The 1,470-nt window shown below is 75.2% G+C and carries 1 protein-coding gene; it reads left to right on the forward strand.

What is annotated here, in order from left to right; genetic code table 11:
- The coding region (gene cydD / locus DD1DGNOD_RS07285) for a thiol reductant ABC exporter subunit CydD (RefSeq protein ID WP_131769723.1) at positions 1-1,470 on the forward strand (1,470 nt) is incomplete at both ends.

Genomic DNA, 1,470 nt, shown 5'->3' on the forward strand with positions numbered 1-1,470 from the left:
CCGCGGGCACCGGCCGCGGCCATCGTGATCGTGACGGTGGATCGGGGGCGCTCGCGGTCACCGCGGGCGCCGGCCTGGACGGCATGGACGCCTACCTGACCCGCTTCCTGCCCGCGCTGGTCATGGTCGCGGTCGTCCCACCGTTCGTGCTGGCCCGGATCGCCGGCGCGGATCTCACTTCCGCGCTCATCCTGGCCGTCGTGCTGCCGCTTGTGCCGATCTTCATGGTGCTGGTGGGGCTGGCCACCCGCAACCGCACCGACCGGCAGCTGGCGGTGCTCGGCCGGCTGTCCGGGCACTTCCTCGACGTTGTCGAGGGACTGCCGACGCTGAGGATATTCAGCCGGGCGAAGGCCCAGGTGGAGGTGATCCGCCGGATCACCGACGCCTACCGGGAACAGACGATGGCGGCGCTGCGCTGGGCGTTCCTGTCGTCGTTCGTGCTGGAGCTGCTCGCGACGCTGTCGGTCGCCCTGGTCGCGGTGTCGGTGGGGCTGCGGCTGGTATCGGGTTCGCTCGACCTGCGCACGGGGTTGCTGGCCCTGCTGCTCGCCCCGGAGGTCTACCTGCCGCTACGGCAGGTGGGAGCGCAGTACCACGCGACCGTGTCCGGACTGACCGCGGCCGGCGCGGCCCTCGACGTGGTCGACGCCGTGCCGGCGGCGCGTCCGGGCCGGCGCCTGGCCCCCACCCGGTTCGACGCCCTGCGGTTGGACGGCGTGGACCTACGCAACACCGGGCGGGTCGACCTGACCGTCCGCCGGGGTGAGATCGTCGCGCTGGTCGGGCCGAGCGGCGCGGGCAAGAGCACCGTGCTGGCGTTGCTGCGCGGGGCGCTGCATCCGGCGCAGGGCCGGGTGCTGGTGGACGGCGTCGACCTCGCTGACCTCGACCCGGCCGGCTGGCAGGCCCGCGTCGCCTGGCTGCCGCAGCGGCCGCATGCCGTCTGCGGCGGCACGGTCGCCGACGAGGTGCGGCTGGGACGGCCCGGCGCGAAGGCCGCCGAGGTCGCAGCCGCGCTCGCGGCGGCGGGGGCGCCGCCGGCGGACCAGACTGTGGGCGAGGACGGCGGCGAGCTGTCAGCGGGTGAGCTGCGCCGGGTCGGGCTCGCCCGGGTGCTGGTCCGGGACGCCCCGCTGGTGCTGCTCGACGAGCCCGGGGAAAGCCTGGACGTGGCCGCCGAGGAGCGGGTCGCCACAGCCGTCGCGGCATTGCGGGGCCGCGCGACGGTGGTGCTCGTCGCGCACTCCGCCGCTCTCGCCGACGTCGCCGACCGGATCGTCACGATTTCGGCCGGCCGGGTGGTCGCCGACCGGACGCTCGCCGACCGGACCCTCACCGACCGGACGCTCGCCGATCGGACGCTCGCCGATCGGACGGCCGAGGATTGGATGGTTGCGGATCGGATGGCCGCCAGCCGGACGACACTGCCCGGACCGGCTCGCCCGCCGGCTCGGGCAGCTCTGACGC

The sequence above is a fragment of the Candidatus Protofrankia californiensis genome (genome assembly GCF_900634765.1).
Taxonomy (GTDB): Bacteria; Actinomycetota; Actinomycetes; order Frankiales; family Frankiaceae; genus Protofrankia; species Protofrankia californiensis.